At 68.0% G+C, this 15,391-nt stretch carries 13 protein-coding genes; 11 read left to right on the forward strand and 2 right to left on the reverse strand.

Going from position 1 to position 15,391, the window contains the following annotated elements:
• Positions 1-81 precede the first annotated feature (81 nt).
• Positions 82-1,023 (reverse strand): LysR substrate-binding domain-containing protein, encoded by a 942-nt coding sequence (locus U5809_RS32715; protein WP_322089578.1) that lies wholly within the window; start codon positions 1,021-1,023, stop codon positions 82-84.
• A gap of 200 nt (positions 1,024-1,223) precedes the next feature.
• Between U5809_RS32715 and U5809_RS32720 the strand changes: the two genes are divergently transcribed.
• Positions 1,224-2,264: an alpha/beta fold hydrolase gene (locus U5809_RS32720; protein ID WP_322089579.1), complete on the forward strand. Its 1,041-nt coding sequence runs from the start codon at positions 1,224-1,226 to the stop codon at positions 2,262-2,264.
• Positions 2,265-2,386: 122 nt separating this feature from the next.
• Positions 2,387-3,142 (forward strand): 4'-phosphopantetheinyl transferase family protein, encoded by a 756-nt coding sequence (locus U5809_RS32725; protein WP_322089580.1) that lies wholly within the window; start codon positions 2,387-2,389, stop codon positions 3,140-3,142.
• A gap of 21 nt (positions 3,143-3,163) precedes the next feature.
• Here the strand turns inward: U5809_RS32725 and U5809_RS32730 are convergent, their stop codons facing one another.
• A complete protein-coding gene (locus U5809_RS32730; RefSeq protein WP_322089581.1) occupies positions 3,164-4,084 on the reverse strand; it encodes a glutamate/aspartate ABC transporter substrate-binding protein in 921 nt (306 codons plus the stop codon).
• Positions 4,085-4,308: 224 nt separating this feature from the next.
• Here U5809_RS32730 and hutH point away from each other — a divergent pair, with 224 nt between their 5' ends.
• The 9 genes from hutH to U5809_RS32775 all read left to right on the forward strand — a co-directional run bounded on the left by hutH (position 4,309) and on the right by U5809_RS32775 (position 15,329).
• Positions 4,309-5,832, forward strand: a complete 1,524-nt coding sequence (gene hutH, locus U5809_RS32735; RefSeq protein WP_322089582.1) for a histidine ammonia-lyase — start codon at positions 4,309-4,311, stop codon at positions 5,830-5,832.
• A gap of 4 nt (positions 5,833-5,836) precedes the next feature.
• A complete protein-coding gene (hutC, locus tag U5809_RS32740) occupies positions 5,837-6,532 on the forward strand; it encodes a histidine utilization repressor (RefSeq protein ID WP_322089583.1) in 696 nt (231 codons plus the stop codon).
• Positions 6,533-6,571: 39 nt separating this feature from the next.
• Positions 6,572-8,260 carry a urocanate hydratase gene (gene hutU / locus U5809_RS32745; RefSeq protein WP_322089584.1) on the forward strand — a complete coding sequence of 563 codons (1,689 nt, stop codon included), beginning with the start codon at positions 6,572-6,574 and terminating at the stop codon, positions 8,258-8,260.
• Between the two features lie 2 nt (positions 8,261-8,262).
• Complete coding sequence (locus U5809_RS32750; RefSeq protein ID WP_322089585.1) at positions 8,263-8,901, forward strand: HutD family protein; 639 nt, start codon at positions 8,263-8,265, stop codon at positions 8,899-8,901.
• A 4-nt stretch (positions 8,902-8,905) separates the two neighbouring features.
• The gene (gene hutI, locus U5809_RS32755; RefSeq protein WP_322089586.1) at positions 8,906-10,129 is read left to right on the forward strand and encodes an imidazolonepropionase; all 1,224 of its coding nucleotides are present in this window, start codon (positions 8,906-8,908) and stop codon (positions 10,127-10,129) included.
• Between the two features lie 57 nt (positions 10,130-10,186).
• Positions 10,187-11,563, forward strand: coding sequence for a formimidoylglutamate deiminase (locus U5809_RS32760; protein ID WP_282505555.1), 1,377 nt, complete (start codon positions 10,187-10,189; stop codon positions 11,561-11,563).
• A 59-nt stretch (positions 11,564-11,622) separates the two neighbouring features.
• Positions 11,623-12,420 (forward strand): N-formylglutamate deformylase, encoded by a 798-nt coding sequence (gene hutG / locus U5809_RS32765; protein ID WP_322089587.1) that lies wholly within the window; start codon positions 11,623-11,625, stop codon positions 12,418-12,420.
• Positions 12,421-13,172: 752 nt separating this feature from the next.
• Positions 13,173-13,979, forward strand: coding sequence for a gamma-glutamyl-gamma-aminobutyrate hydrolase family protein (locus U5809_RS32770; protein WP_322089588.1), 807 nt, complete (start codon positions 13,173-13,175; stop codon positions 13,977-13,979).
• Between the two features lie 12 nt (positions 13,980-13,991).
• Positions 13,992-15,329, forward strand: coding sequence for a glutamine synthetase family protein (locus U5809_RS32775; protein WP_322089589.1), 1,338 nt, complete (start codon positions 13,992-13,994; stop codon positions 15,327-15,329).
• Positions 15,330-15,391: the final 62 nt, after the last annotated feature.

The following is a 15,391-nucleotide window of genomic DNA, read 5'->3' on the forward strand; positions in this document are numbered from 1 at the left end:
TGGGGAATGCGACGACAAGCGGGCGGGATGGGGCGGGAGCGCCCGGCCGCAGTCAGCGGCATTCGCCAAGCCGGCTCGGGCTTACGCCGACGTCGTGTCGTGCGCGCGCATGGCCGCATCGCATTCGGCTGCTTCGGCGAGCATCCAGTCGCGCACATCGGCGACTTCGCGGCGCGGGGCCGGATCGTGCTGGAACAGCCAGTAGCCGTACGTATCCGACAGCGCCTGCGTGTGCGGGCCGAGCACCGCGAGCCGCCCGTCCGCGAGCATCGGCGCGACGAGTGCGAGCCGGCCGAGCGCGACGCCCTGGCCCGCGATCGCAGCCTGGATCACCTGGTCGTACTGGTTGAAGCGCAGCACGCCTTTCGGGCGCGCGTCGCCGAGCCCGGCCGCATGCAGGTGAGTGTGCCATTGCAGTTGCGGTTGCGGTGGCCCGTCGAATTCGAGCAGTACGTGGTCGGCGATCGCGGCCGCGCTCGTGATCGGCCGTGCGGCGAGCGCGGGATGCGCGACCGGGACGACGATCTCGTCGAACAGGCGCAGTGCGCCGGCCGGCGCGCGATCGCGCGGACAATAGCGGATGCCCAGGTCGATGCCTTCGGCGCGCAAATCGAGTACCTTGTCGTTCGCGGCGACGCGCAGGTCGATCGCGGGCAGGCGTGCCTGCAACCGGCCGAGCCGCGGCAACAGCCACAGCGCGGTGACGCCGATGCTGGCGGTGATCGTGACGGGCTGGCGCTCGCGCGCGGCAGCGAGCGACGCGACGGTGTCCTGCAGGCCGTGCAGTGCCGCATCCGCGACGCGGAACAGCCGCTCGCCTTCAGGCGTGAACGCGATCTTCCGGTAGCCGCGCTGCAGCAACGCGACGCCGAGGTGCGCTTCGAGCGCATGGATCTGGCGGCTGACTGCAGATTGCGTGATGCACAGGTCCTGTGCGGCGAGCGTGATGCTCATGCGGCGGCCGACCGCGACGAAACCGCGGACGAGATCGAGCGACGGGAGACGGACGAGCGGCGTTGACATGCGCGTGACTCATGCGAACGGAGCAGCAAGATTGGTTGAGAACGCGGCGCGCGTCAAGTTCAATGGAGGCTTGGTGACGGGCGCGGGTCGGCTGCGAAGCATGGCGCCCGGGTAAGCGCTGAAGCGCCAACTCTGACCGACCGCGAAGCACGGGGCCCGAGTAAGCGCTAAATCGCCAACTCGGACCGACAGGAGACAGGATGACGATTTCGAACGAAGGAAGCGGCGCAGCGCAGCGCAGTCGCGCGGCGGGCGCATTGCCGCCGGAGCCCGTGACGCTGTGCGCGGTCGATGGTTATGAATTGCGTGGCCACGTGTGGCGCCATCGCGGCGGCGGCGCCGTGCGGCCCGTGACGGTCGTCAATTGCGCGACGTCGGTGCGCTGCGACTACTACTTCCGTTTCGCGGCCTGGCTGTTCGCGCAGGGGCGCGACGTGCTCGTCTACGACTATCGCGGCATCGGCGGTTCGCGCCCCGCGCACCTCGCGAAGCTGCACGCGAACTGGCTCGACTGGGGGCGGCTCGATTGCGAAGCCGCGTTGCAGTATGCGCGCGACGCGTTTCCCGGCCAGCCGCTCGATGTCGTCGCGCACAGCATCGGCGGCTGCCTGCTCGGGCTCGCGGCATCGAACGTGCACGTGCGGCATGCGGTGACCGTCGGCGCGCAGTATGCGTACTGGCGCGACTACCTGCCGGCCGAGCGGCGCCGCATGTGGTGGAAGTGGCATGTCGCGATGCCCGCGCTCGCGGCCGTGTTCGGCTACGTGCCCGCGAAGCGGCTCGGCTGGATGGAGGACACGCCGCGCGGCGTCGCGCTGTCGTGGGCGCGCGCGCAGCCGCGTTTCGAGGACGGCTACATCGGCGGCCTGCTCGATGCCGGTAACGTCAGCCGCGCGGCATTGCCCGCGCGCTTCGCGGGGCTGTCTGCGCCGATGCTCGCGATCGGCATCGACGACGACGCGTTCGGCACGGTCGACGCGATCGAGCGGCTGGTCGGCTACTACACGGGCAGCAACGTCACGCACCTGCGGATCGCGCCGGCCGACATCGGTGTCGACGCCATCGGGCATTTCGCGTTTTTCCACAGCCGCTTTACCGACACGCTGTGGCCCGTCGCGCTGTACTGGCTGCAACACGGTGTGCTGCCAGCCGATGCGCCGGGCGCCGTGCATGCGCTTCATCCGGCGTCGCGCGGGCCGGTAGCGGCCAGCAGCGTGCCGGGCGTAGTCGCGAACGGGTGACGTGGCGCGCGCCACGCGTTGCGCTGTCGCGATTCGCTTCCCGATCCCGCCGCGCCGATCGCAGGCCGGCGCGATCGATTAACATCGAACGTTTCCCCTCACAGCACAGGCTGCGCGTGCCGATGTCCATTCCGTCCGAATCCGCTTTCCCGCCAGAAACGCCTCGTGCGTGGCGCGTGCACGCGCTCGACGTGCCGGCTGCCGCGTCCGGTGCCGGCGTGCGGGTCGTGCGTATCGATTTCGACTGGCGCGTGCCGCTGATGTCGCCAGCGTATGCGGCGCTCGGCGACGACGAGCGCGCGCGGGCCGCGCGCTTCATGCGCCACGAGGATGCGGTGCGCAGCGCGGCGACGCGCGCCGCGTTGCGCGACGTGCTCGGCGCGGCGCTCGGTATCACGCCGCACACGGTCGCTATCGTCGTCGACGAGTCGGGGCGGCCGTCGCTGGACCGCGTGCATCGCGTATCGCTTGACTTCAACGTGTCTCATGCAGGCGATCATGCGTTGATCGCGTGGGGCCCGGCGGGGCGCGTCGGCGTCGATATCGAGGGTTGCAACCGCGTAGCCGACTGGCGTGCGCTGACGCGTGAAGTCTGCGCACCCGCCGAGGTCGCGTATCTCGACAGCATGCCGCTCGCGGCGCGCGCGAGCGAATTCATGCGCGTGTGGTCCGCGAAGGAGGCGTTGCTCAAGGCGCTCGGCACGGGCATCGTCGGCGGTCTGCGCGCGTTCGCGGTTGTGCCGCCGCGCGATGCCGCGACGCCCGGGACGACGATCGTCGACCCGGCCGCGCCAGCCGCCGGCGTCGCGGCGTTCGACGCGGCGTGGCTCGACGCGGCGCCCGGCTATGCGGCGTGCGTCGCGTGGACGCGCGCGTGAGCGCACGTCCACGCGCGGCCCTTACTCGAGCGGCGCATCGTTCGGCGCCGCATAGCGCGCCTTGATCACGTCGCTCATCGGGAAGTCGAACGACAGCCCCTTCGGCGGCACCGGCTTCATGAACCATTTGTCGTACAGCGCATTGATATCGCCGCGCTTCATCAACTGCACGAGCACGCCGTCGACGAGCGCCTTGAACTGCGGGTCGTCCTTGCGCAGCATGAACCCGTAGGCTTCCGACGACTGCGGCGTGCCGACGATCTGCCAGTCGGCCGGTTTCGCGGCGAGCTGGCGCACGCCCGCGAGCAGCACGTCGTCCATCATGTACGCGGCCGCGCGGCCCGATTCGAGCGTGAGGCGTCCTTCGCCATAGTCCTTCGCGCTGATGATCTGCATGTTCATCTTCTTTTCCTCGTTCATCTTGCGCAGCAGGCGTTCCGACGTCGTGCCCTGGTTGGTCACGACCGTCTTGCCGGCGAGGTCGGGGAAGTCGCGGATGCCCGACGTCGTGCGCGTGAGCAGCCTCGTCGTCGCGACAAAGAAGGTGGTCGAGAACGCGACCTGCGCGTGGCGCGCGGCGAGGTTGGTGGTCACGCCGCATTCGAGGTCGACGGTGCCGTTCTGCACGAGCGGGATGCGGTTCTGCGACGTGACCGGGATGAAACGCACCTGCAGGTCGGGCTTGCCGGTGCGCGCCTTCACCGCGGCGATCACGCGGTCGCAGAGGTCCTGCGAGAAACCGATCACCTTGCCGCCGGCATCGACGTAGGAGAACGGCACCGACGTTTCGCGATGGCCGATCGAGATCAGGTTGCTCTGCCGGATCTTCTCGAGCGTGCCGGACAGCGGCTCGGCGGCGAGCGCGGTGCCGCACGCGAGCGCGCACGCGGCAACGAGCAGGGGGCGGCCGAACCGGGCGGCGAATCGTGACGGGAAGGGCATGGCGGATCTCCGGGGCGAATTGTGGCGAATAATGATCTGTATGTTGCCAAAGAAAAAATAACTGCAACATATGTTAAGCGCCGGATTCCGCTGGCCGATCCGGCGGGCCGCGCCGGACATCAGGGAAACTCCCAAGTCGAAATCGGTGAAAAACGGGTTGTCTAGACAAGTTGACGTGGCTACACTTCAATCCATTCCAAACTTGTCTAGACAGGATTGCTCACATGATTACGTTGACCCCCGGCCACCTGACCCTCCCGCAACTGCGCCAGATCGCACGCGAATCCGTGCAGCTGACGCTCGACCCGGCCAGCTTCGCGAAGATCGACGCCGGCGCGAAAGCCGTCGCCGACATCGCCGCGAAGGGCGAGCCGGCCTACGGTATCAACACGGGCTTCGGTCGCCTGGCCAGCACGCACATCCCGCACGACCAGCTCGAGCTGCTGCAGAAGAACCTGGTGCTGTCGCACGCGGTCGGCGTCGGCGAGCCGATGGCACGTTCGTCGGTGCGCCTGCTGATGGCGCTGAAGCTGTCGAGCCTCGGCCGCGGCCACTCGGGCATCCGCCGCGAAGTGATGGACGCGCTGATCAAGCTGTTCAACGCGGACGTGCTGCCGCTGATCCCGGTGAAGGGCTCGGTCGGCGCATCGGGCGACCTCGCGCCGCTCGCGCACATGTCGGCCGTGCTGCTCGGCGTCGGTGAAGTGTTCATCCGTGGCGAGCGTGCGAGCGCGATCGACGGTCTGCGCGTCGCGGGTCTCGCGCCGCTGACGCTGCAGGCGAAGGAAGGCCTCGCGCTGCTGAACGGCACGCAGGCATCGACCGCGCTGGCGCTCGACAACATGTTCTCGATCGAAGATCTGTACCGCACGGCGCTCGTCGCCGGCGCGCTGTCGGTCGACGCGGCTGCCGGTTCGGTGAAGCCGTTCGACGCCCGCATTCATGAACTGCGCGGGCATCAAGGCCAGATCGACGCGGCGGCGTCGTACCGCGACCTGCTCGAAGGCTCGCCGATCAACCAGTCGCACCGCGACTGCGACAAGGTGCAGGATCCGTACAGCCTGCGCTGCCAGCCGCAGGTGATGGGCGCGTGCCTGGACCAGATGCGCCACGCAGCCGACGTGCTGCTGGTCGAAGCGAACGCCGTGTCGGACAACCCGCTGATCTTCCCGGACACCGGCGAAGTGCTGTCGGGCGGCAACTTCCACGCCGAGCCGGTCGCGTTCGCAGCCGACAACCTCGCGCTGGCCGCAGCGGAAATCGGCGCACTGGCCGAACGCCGCATCGCACTGCTGATCGACGCGACGCTGTCGGGGCTGCCCCCGTTCCTCGTGCGCGACGGCGGCGTGAACTCGGGCTTCATGATCGCGCACGTGACGGCTGCCGCACTCGCATCGGAAAACAAGACGCTCGCACACCCGGCGTCGGTCGACTCGCTGCCGACTTCCGCGAACCAAGAAGACCACGTGTCGATGGCGACGTTCGCCGCGCGCAAGCTCGCCGACATCGCGGACAACACGAAGCACATCCTCGCGATCGAACTGCTGGCTGCCGCACAAGGCGTCGACCTGCGCGCGCCGTACCACACGAGCCCGAAGCTGGCGCCCGCGATGGAAACGATCCGCGGCAAGGTTGCGCACTACGAGCTCGACCACTACTTCGCACCGGACATCGCAGCGATCGCGAAGCTCGTCGGCGAGCGCGCGTTCGCGAAGATCAGCCCGTTCTCGTTCGCATCGGAGCAGTAAGCCGATGAGCGCGCCGGTCTACCAGGAGATCAAGGATTTCATCCTGGGCCGCATCCACGCCGGCGAGTGGGAGGAGGGCGATCAGGTGCCGTCCGAGAACGAGCTGGCGCGCGAATTCAAGGTGGCGCGCATGACCGTCAACCGCGCGCTGCGCGAGTTGACGGCCGAGCAGGTGCTCACGCGCATGAAGGGCGCGGGCACCTACGTCGCGCGGCCGAAGTACGAGTCGACGCTGGTGGCGATCCGCAGCATCTCCGAGGAAGTCGGCGCACGCGGGCATGCGTATCGCGCCAGCGTGCTCGGTCTCGATACGATCCGCGCCGACGAGGCGCTCGCCGACGAGATGCAGGTAGCCGTGCGCGCAAAGCTGTTTCATTCGCAGGTGCTGCACTTCGAGAACGACGAGCCCGTGCAGCTCGAAGAACGGTGGGTGAATCCGGCGGTCGCGCCGGATTACGCCGAGCAGGATTTCACGAACACGACGCCGAACCTGTACCTGATGCGCGCGGCCCCGCTGCAGCGCGTCGAGTACCGGATCGAAGCGGCGGCCCCGGCGCCGGAGCGGCGCGAGCAGCTGCGGATGGACGACGTCGAGCCGTGTCTGGTTTTACATCGGCGCACCTGGTCGCAGGGCGTCGTCGCCTCGGTGGCGAATCTGTGGCATCCCGGCAGCCGTTATCGCTTCACCGGGCATTTCTGATTCCTATTTGATAGTCATTTTCCTTCGGGAGCAGTCGTCATGAACCATCCGAAACACATCGATCCCCGTCTCGATCCGACGCGCACGATCCGCGCGCCGCGCGGCAGCGAGAAAGTCTGCAAGACCTGGCTGGCCGAAGCGGCCTACCGGATGATCCAGAACAACCTCGACCCGGAAGTCGCCGAGCATCCGCATGCGCTCGTCGTGTACGGCGGCATCGGCCGCGCGGCGCGCAACTGGGAATGCTACGACCAGATCCTCGCGTCGCTGAAGGACCTCGAGGAAAACGAAACGCTGCTGATCCAGTCGGGCAAGCCGGTCGGTGTGTTCCGTACGCACAAGGATGCGCCGCGCGTGCTGCTGGCAAACTCGAACCTCGTGCCGCACTGGGCGAACTGGGATCACTTCCACGAGCTCGACCGCAAGGGCCTGATGATGTACGGCCAGATGACGGCCGGCAGCTGGATCTACATCGGCAGCCAGGGCATCGTTCAGGGTACCTATGAAACGTTCTTCTCGGTCGCGAACCAGCACTTCAACGGCGACCCGTCGGGCCGCTGGATCCTGACGGGCGGCCTCGGCGGCATGGGCGGCGCGCAGCCGCTGGCCGCGACGATGGCCGGCTTCTCGATGATCGCGGTCGAATGCGACGAGACGCGCATCGACTTCCGCCTGAAGACGCGTTACGTCGACAAGAAGGCGACGACGCTCGACGAAGCGCTCGGCATGATCGAGCAAGCGAAGCGCGACGGCAAACCCGTGTCGATCGGCCTGCTCGGCAACGCAGCCGACGTGTTCCCGGAACTCGTCAAGCGCGGCATCACGCCGGACTGCGTGACCGACCAGACGAGCGCGCACGACCCGATCAACGGCTACCTGCCGCAAGGCTGGACCGTCGCGCAATGGCGCGAAGCGCAGAAGGTCGATCCGCAGAGCATCGTGAAGGTTGCGAAGCAGTCGATGGCCGTCCAGGTGCAGGCGATGCTGGATCTGCAGGAACGCGGTGCGGCGACGCTCGACTACGGCAACAACATCCGCCAGATGGCGCTGGAAATGGGCGTCGAGAACGCGTTCGACTTCCCGGGCTTCGTGCCGGCGTACATCCGTCCGCTGTTCTGCGAAGGCAAGGGCCCGTTCCGCTGGGTCGCGCTGTCGGGCGATCCGGAAGACATCTACAAGACCGACCAGAAGGTGAAGGAGCTGATCCCCGACGATCCGCACCTGCACAACTGGCTCGACATGGCACGTGAGCGCATTGCGTTCCAGGGCCTGCCGGCACGGATCTGCTGGGTCGGCGTGAAGGATCGCTATCGCCTCGGCCAGGCGTTCAACGAGATGGTCAAGAACGGCGAACTGAAGGCCCCGATCGTGATCGGCCGCGACCACCTCGACACGGGTTCGGTCGCGAGCCCGAACCGCGAGACGGAATCGATGAAGGACGGTTCGGATGCCGTGAGCGACTGGCCGCTGCTGAACGCACTGCTGAACACGGCAGGCGGCGCATCGTGGGTGTCGCTGCACCATGGCGGCGGTGTCGGCATGGGCTTCTCGCAGCACTCGGGCGTCGTGATCGTCGCCGACGGTACGGCTGAAGCGCACGAGCGTCTCGGTCGCGTGCTGCTGAACGATCCGGCGACGGGCGTGATGCGCCATGCGGATGCCGGCTACGAACTCGCGCAGCAGACGGCCCGCGAAGCCGGCCTGAAGCTGCCGATGCTCGGCCGCTGAGCATGACGGCGCTCGACCAGGCGCCGGTGAACGCGACGATGATCCGCGCAGCGGATCTCGTCGCGTCGCCGTGGAAGAACGGCGGCGGCGTGACGCGCGAAATCGGTGCGTTCTCCCCCAAGGGGACTTCCTTCGGGGCGCCGCCGGGCGCCGCGCTCGATGCATTCGTGTGGCGCGTGAGCGTCGCGGACGTCGGCACGGCCGGGCCGTTCTCGCGTTTCGACGGGATCGACCGCACGCTCGTGCTGCTGTCCGGCGCGGGCATGACGCTCACCGAAGCGGGCGGTGCGCAGCACGTGCTCGACGCGCCGCTGGCCCGTGCGGATTTCGCAGGCGAAGCCGCGATCGACGCGACGCTGCATGACGGCGCGACGCGCGACTTCAACCTGATGACGCGCCGCTCGGCCGCACGCGGTGCGCTCGACGTGTGGCGCGCAGGCGCGCACGCCGTTGCGCACGCCGATACCGTGCTGCTGTTTTGTGCGACCGGCGCCGTCGGTGTCGACGTCGACGGCACGCACTATGCACTGGAAGAAATGGACACGTTGCGGCTCGACGGGCCGCGGCGTGCGTTTGACGTCGTCGTGAGCGGTAGCGGCGCGCTGCTCGCCGTATCGCTCGCCATCGGCGAACGAGACTGAACGCATGAAACCGACTGTCTGGCATCACCTGAGGCTGTGTCCGCACAGCCATCCCGACGAGACGATCGACGACGCGGCGATCGCCGTCGACGAAACCGGCACGATCGTCTGGCTCGGCGCGTTGTCCGCGCTGCCGCACGGTTATGCGCACTGGCAGCGCGAAGACCTGCACGGCGCGTGGGTGACGCCGGGTCTCGTCGATTGCCATACGCACCTCGTGTACGGCGGCACGCGTGCGGACGAATTCGCGCAACGCCTCGCGGGCGTCAGCTACGAGGAAATCGCGCGGCAGGGCGGCGGGATCGTCTCGACGGTGCGCGCTACACGTGCGGCCGACGAGACGACGCTGTTCGTGCAGGCCGCCGCGCGCCTGCAGCCGCTGCTCGCCGAAGGCGTGACCGCGATCGAGATCAAGTCGGGCTACGGGCTCGACCTCGCGAGCGAACGCAAGATGCTGCGCGTCGCGCGCCAGCTCGGCGAGCGCTTCCCGGTCACGGTGTACACGACCTTCCTCGGCGCGCACGCGCTGCCGCCCGAATACGCGGGCCGTGCGGACGCGTACATCGACGAAGTGTGCGACCGGATGCTGCCGGCGCTGGCCGATGAAGGCCTCGTCGACGCGGTCGACGTGTTCTGCGAACGCATCGGCTTCTCGCTCGCACAGACCGAGCGCGTGTTCGAGGCCGCGACGCGGCGCGGGTTGCCCGTGAAGCTGCATGCGGAGCAATTGTCGAACGCCGGCGGCACGGCTTTGGCCGCGCGTTACCGCGCGCTGTCCGCCGACCACCTCGAGTTTCTCGACGAAGCCGGCATCGAGGCGATGAAGGCGGCCGGTACGGTCGCCGTGCTGCTGCCCGGCGCGTATTACTTCATCCGCGAGACGCAACTGCCGCCGATCGAACTGCTGCGCAAGCACGGCGTGCCGATCGCGCTCGCGACCGATCACAACCCCGGCACGTCGCCGCTCGAATCGCTGCTGCTGACGTTGAACCTGGGCTGCACGCTGTTCCGCATGACGGTGCCCGAAGTGCTGCAGGGCGTGACGCGCCATGCCGCCGCGGCGCTCGGCCGCGCGGATCGCCACGGCGCGCTCGAAGTCGGCCGGCAGGCCGATTTCGCCGCATGGTCGGTCGGCTCGCTGTCGGAGCTCGCGTACTGGATCGGCCGGCCGCTGTGCGAGCAGGTCGTTCGCGGCGGCTCGACCGTGTTTCGCCGGATGAACGGATAGTTTTGCAGGGGGCCGGGCACGTTCGCGTGTGATCCGGCCGCTCGACAAGGAATCAGAATGACCGACACCATGTTGTTCGCGGACCATGCATACCTGCCCGACGGCTGGCGCCGCAACGTGCTGCTGCGCTGGGACGCGGCCGGCACGCTGACCGGCGTGATGCCCGATACCGATGCGCCGGCAGGCGTCGCGCGTGCGGCCGGGCCGGTGATGCCCGGCATGCCGAACCTGCATTCGCACGCATTCCAGCGCGCGATGGCGGGGCTCACCGAATACCGCGCGAATCCCGCCGACAGCTTCTGGAGCTGGCGCGACCTGATGTACCGATTCGCGCTGAAGATCACGCCCGACGCGCTCGCGGCGATCGCACGCTGGCTGTATGTCGAGATGCTCAAGTGCGGCTACACGTCGGTGTGCGAATTCCATTACGTGCATCACGCACAGGATGGCTCGCGCTATCCGCAGATCGCGGAGCTGGGCACGCGCGTGATCGATGCCGCACGCTCGGCCGGCATCGGCATCACGATGCTGCCCGTGTCGTACCAGTTCGCCGGCTTCGGCAACAAGCCGCCGCGCGACGACCAGCGCCGCTTCATCAACACGCCCGACGGCCTGCTCGAACTGCTCGACACGATGCGTCGCGCGGCGCCCGAGCACGGTGGCCTGCGCTATGGCGTGGCGCCGCACTCGCTGCGCGCGGTGTCGGAGAACGGCTTGCGCACGCTGATCGACGGCCTGCCCGACGACGCACCTGTTCACATCCATATCGCCGAGCAGACGGCCGAAGTCGACGACTGCGTGCGCGCATACGGCGCGCGTCCCGTCCAGTGGCTGCTCGACCGTTTCGACGTCGATGCGCGCTGGTGCCTCGTGCATGCGACGCACGTCGATGCGGCCGAAACGGCCGCGCTCGCAAAGCGTCGTGCGGTCGCTGGCCTGTGCCTGACGACCGAAGCGAACCTGGGCGACGGTGTGTTCCCGGCCGTCGACTATCTCGCGCAGGGCGGCGTGATCGGCGTCGGCTCGGACAGCCACGCATCGGTCGACTGGCGCTCGGAGCTGCGCCTGCTCGAATACGGGCAGCGGCTCGTGCATCGCGCGCGCAACGTGCTGGCGAGCGAGTCGCAGGCGCATGTCGCCGATCGCTTGTTCGACGCATCGCTCGCGGGCGGCGCACAGGCAAGCGGGCGGCGCGTCGGTGCGCTGCGCGAAGGCTGCCGTGCCGACTGGCTCGTGCTCGATCGCGATCATCCGGCGATCGCCGAACACGACAGCACGTCGTGGCTGTCGGGTATCGTGTTCGCCGAGCATGGCGACACACCCGTGCTCGACGTCTACACGGGCGGCGAGCGCGTCGTGAGCGGCCGCCGCCATCGCGACGAAGCCGCTGCGTATGCCGACTACCGCGCCGCGCTGGCGCAACTGCTGCGCTGACGCGCGGCAACCGGCGCACGCCGCGCGCGTGCGCCGGCAGACTCTTACGGTGATGCGACATGACTGAACAACCGGCTGTATTCACGCTGAAGCAGGGCACGCTGCCGCTGCTGATCTCGATTCCGCACGCAGGCACGCACATCCCCGACGACATCGCCGCGACGATGACACCCGACGCGCGGTTCGTCGACGATTGCGACTGGCATCTCGAGCGGCTGTACGGCTTCGCGGCCGATCTCGGCGCATCGATCCTCGTGCCGTCGCACGCGCGTTACGTCGTCGACCTGAACCGTCCGCCCGACAACGAGAACCTGTATCCGGGCCAGGACACCACCGGGCTCGTGCCGGTCGATACGTTCGACAAGGCGCCGCTCTATCCGGCGAACGCGCTGCCCGGCAACGACGAGATCATGCGCCGCCGCGACCGCTACTGGCTGCCGTATCACGACGCGCTGCAGGGCGAGATTGCACGCCTGAAGCGCGAGCACGGCCGCGTGCTGGTGTGGGAAGCGCATTCGATCCGCTCGCATGTGCCGCGCTTCTTCGAAGGCCGCCTGCCGGACTTCAATTTCGGCACGTCGAGCGGCGTGACGGCCACACCGGGCCTCGCGGAGGCACTGGCTGCGCGCGTGCTCGCGCATGGCGGCTATACGGCCATCGCGAACGGGCGCTTCAAGGGCGGCTACATCACGCGTCACTACGGCGTGCCCGACGCGGGTGTCGAGGCCGTGCAGCTCGAGCTGTCGCAGATCACCTACATGGAAGAGACGCGTCCGTACGCGTACGACGAAGCGCGTGCGGCACGGATCGCGCCGCTGCTGCAGACGCTCGTCGAGACTGCGCTCGCCCATCGCTGAACGCGGGACGTGCGCATGCGGCAGCGCGGCGGAGCAGGGCGTGGCGGCCCGCCAGCACGCAGCATGCGCGCCGACGCGATGCACAACACGGCATCGATCGCTGAGATCGATGCCGTTTTTTTTCGTCCGATCGATGTCGTCATCGGCACCTGAAAATTTGACGCAATTTTTAGGTGATATAAGCTGAATGTCAGGAAGTCGTCACGCGCGCACCGGCAGCGAAGGCATCGACGATGCTCAAACCGCGCCGGAATCCGCTGCGAGACACCTTGCCGACGTGTCGCAGCGCGGCTTTGCCGCATGCGCTTCATCGCGACGCGTGTCCTGCCTCCTTCAGTCAGTCGAGTACGATCGTGAAAGCCGCCAGCCCTTCGATACGCCGGACGCGAAGTCCGTCGGCGGGCGCGCCGCCTCAGGCCGGGCCGAACCGGCATGCTGATTGCGGCACGCGTGCCGCCCCTTTACGCGAGCCTCGTTTCTTCGCGATTTCCCATCGCGGCCTGCGCCGCTTCAACCTCGTGACCGCGCACGTGTTCAGCGCGGTGCAGTGCGACGGCAGCGCATCCTTGTTGCCCTAGCGTCCTTTTCCGCATCCGTCCCGGGCCGCACCGCCGCTTGGCGCATCGTCCGCGCGGCAGGATCGCGCATGCGTACGCGCTGCGTGACTGCGCGTGCGTGCGGCGCAACCGCAGGCCGTCATCGTCCCGTGCGCACGCGTGTGGCGCGCGATTACCGCAGAGGGAGGGACGCTCATGCGTGCGCGCCCGATCGTAGCCGTCACCGCCGACCGCATCCTGCGCGGTGCGCATCCGAATCACACGGCCGGCGAGAAGTACCTGGCCGCGCTCGTCGACGGCGCCGGCGCGCTGGCGTTCGTGCTGCCCGCGCTTGGCGCGCGCCAGCCGGCCGAAGCCATCGTCGCGGCGGTCGACGGGCTGCTGTTTACCGGCAGCTACTCGAACGTCGAACCGCATCGTTACGGCGGTGCCGCGAGCGCGCCCGACACCTTGCACGACCCCGCGCGCGATGCGACCGCGCTGCCGCTGATCCGCGCGGCGATCGATGCGGGCGTGCCCGTGCTCGCGATCTGCCGCGGCATGCAGGAGCTGAACGTCGCATACGGCGGCACGCTGCATCAGCGGCTGCATGCGACGAACGGCTTCGACGATCATCGCGAACGGCCGGGCGATCCGCTCGAACGGCAGTACGGCCCCGCACACGCCGTGCAACTCGCGCCGGGCGGCCTGCTGCAGCGGATCGCGCGCGGCGCGCACGAGGCGACGGTCAATTCGCTGCACGATCAGGGCATTGCCCGCCTCGGCGCGGGGCTCGCCGTCGAGGCGAGTGCACCCGACGGGCTCGTCGAGGCCGTCAGCGTGCGCGGCGCGCGTGCGTTCGCGCTCGGCGTGCAGTGGCATCCCGAATGGCGCTACGCGGAACAGCCGCTGTCGCGCGACATCTTCGCGGCATTCGGCGCGGCGTGCCGCGCGCGCATGACGCACCGCATTCATGCAGCCGGTGGCGCGATGGCGTCGCCGACCGCATCCGACGTCGACTGAACGAGGCCGATCATGCAACCCGAACTGAGCGAATTCCTGCGGCAGCACCGCATCACCGAGGTCGAGGCGATCATCCCCGACATGGCCGGCATCGCGCGCGGCAAGATCATTCCGCGCAACAAGTTCGAATCCGGCGAATCGATGCGGCTGCCGCAGGCCGTGATGGTGCAGACCGTCACCGGCGACTACCCCGAGGACGGCACGCTGACCGGCGTCACCGATCCCGACATGGTGTGCGTGCCCGATCCGTCGACGATTTGCCTGATTCCGTGGGCCGTCGATCCGACCGCGCAGGTGATCCACGACTGCGTGCATTTCGACGGCTCGCCGGTCGAGATCTCGCCGCGTTACGTGCTGCGCCGCGTGCTCGACCTGTACAAGGAAAAGGGCTGGAAACCCGTCGTCGCGCCGGAGCTCGAGTTCTATCTCGTCGACATGAATGCCGATCCCGACCTGCCGCTGCGTCCGCCGATCGGTCGCACGGGGCGCGCGGAAACGGGCCGCCAGTCGTATTCGATCGAGGCTGTCAACGAGTTCGATCCGTTGTTCGAGGACATCTACGAGTACTGTGAAATGCAGGGCCTCGATATCGAGACGCTGATCCATGAAGTCGGTGCCGCGCAGATGGAGATCAACTTCGTGCACGGCGACGCGCTGCCGTTGGCCGACCAGGTGTTCCTGTTCAAGCGCACGGTGCGCGAGGCCGCGCTGCGTCACAACATGTACGCGACTTTCATGGCCAAGCCGATGGAAAACGAACCGGGATCCGCGATGCACATTCACCAGAGCCTGGCGGACCTGCACACCGGGCGGAACCTGTTCGCAGACGAGGACGGGTCGGTGTCGCCGTTGTTCCACAGCTACCTCGCGGGGCTGCAGAAATACACGCCGGCGCTGATGCCGATCTTCGCGCCGTACATCAATTCGTACCGCCGGCTGTCGCGTTTCATGGCTGCGCCGATCAACGTGCAGTGGGGCTACGACAATCGCACGGTCGGTTTCCGCATCCCGCAGTCGAGCCCTGTCGCGCGCCGCATCGAGAACCGGATTCCGGGCGTCGACTGCAACCCTTACCTCGTGTTCGCGGCAACGCTCGCCGCCGGCTATCTCGGCATGACGCAGCAGCTCGCGCCGACCGAGCCGATCGCATCGGACGGTTACGACCTGCCTTACCAACTGCCACGCAACCTCGAAGAGGGCATCTCGTTGATGGCCGCATGCGAGCCGCTCGCCGGCATCCTGGGCGACAAGTTCGTGAAGGCTTACCTGGCATTGAAGGAAACCGAATACGAAGCGTTCTTCCGCGTGATCAGCTCGTGGGAACGCAGGCATCTGCTGCTGCACGTATGAACGTGCGGCGCTGTTTTACGGAGGAAACATGACCGATCGAAACGAAGCCTTCTCGCCGCACT

This window comes from Burkholderia sp. BCC1999 (assembly GCF_905339975.1).
Classification (GTDB): Bacteria; Pseudomonadota; Gammaproteobacteria; order Burkholderiales; family Burkholderiaceae; genus Burkholderia.

Bases quoted from the DNA above. Each gene is read 5' to 3' on its own strand.
- U5809_RS32715 (WP_322089578.1), bottom strand. From the start codon at position 1,023: ATGTCAACGCCGCTCGTCCGTCTCCCGTCGCTCGATCTCGTCCGCGGT.
- U5809_RS32720 (WP_322089579.1), top strand. From the start codon at position 1,224: ATGACGATTTCGAACGAAGGAAGCGGCGCAGCGCAGCGCAGTCGCGCG.
- U5809_RS32725 (WP_322089580.1), top strand. From the start codon at position 2,387: ATGTCCATTCCGTCCGAATCCGCTTTCCCGCCAGAAACGCCTCGTGCG.
- U5809_RS32730 (WP_322089581.1), bottom strand. From the start codon at position 4,084: ATGCCCTTCCCGTCACGATTCGCCGCCCGGTTCGGCCGCCCCCTGCTC.
- hutH (WP_322089582.1), top strand. From the start codon at position 4,309: ATGATTACGTTGACCCCCGGCCACCTGACCCTCCCGCAACTGCGCCAG.
- hutC (WP_322089583.1), top strand. From the start codon at position 5,837: ATGAGCGCGCCGGTCTACCAGGAGATCAAGGATTTCATCCTGGGCCGC.
- hutU (WP_322089584.1), top strand. From the start codon at position 6,572: ATGAACCATCCGAAACACATCGATCCCCGTCTCGATCCGACGCGCACG.
- U5809_RS32750 (WP_322089585.1), top strand. From the start codon at position 8,263: ATGACGGCGCTCGACCAGGCGCCGGTGAACGCGACGATGATCCGCGCA.
- hutI (WP_322089586.1), top strand. From the start codon at position 8,906: ATGAAACCGACTGTCTGGCATCACCTGAGGCTGTGTCCGCACAGCCAT.
- U5809_RS32760 (WP_282505555.1), top strand. From the start codon at position 10,187: ATGACCGACACCATGTTGTTCGCGGACCATGCATACCTGCCCGACGGC.
- hutG (WP_322089587.1), top strand. From the start codon at position 11,623: ATGACTGAACAACCGGCTGTATTCACGCTGAAGCAGGGCACGCTGCCG.
- U5809_RS32770 (WP_322089588.1), top strand. From the start codon at position 13,173: ATGCGTGCGCGCCCGATCGTAGCCGTCACCGCCGACCGCATCCTGCGC.
- U5809_RS32775 (WP_322089589.1), top strand. From the start codon at position 13,992: ATGCAACCCGAACTGAGCGAATTCCTGCGGCAGCACCGCATCACCGAG.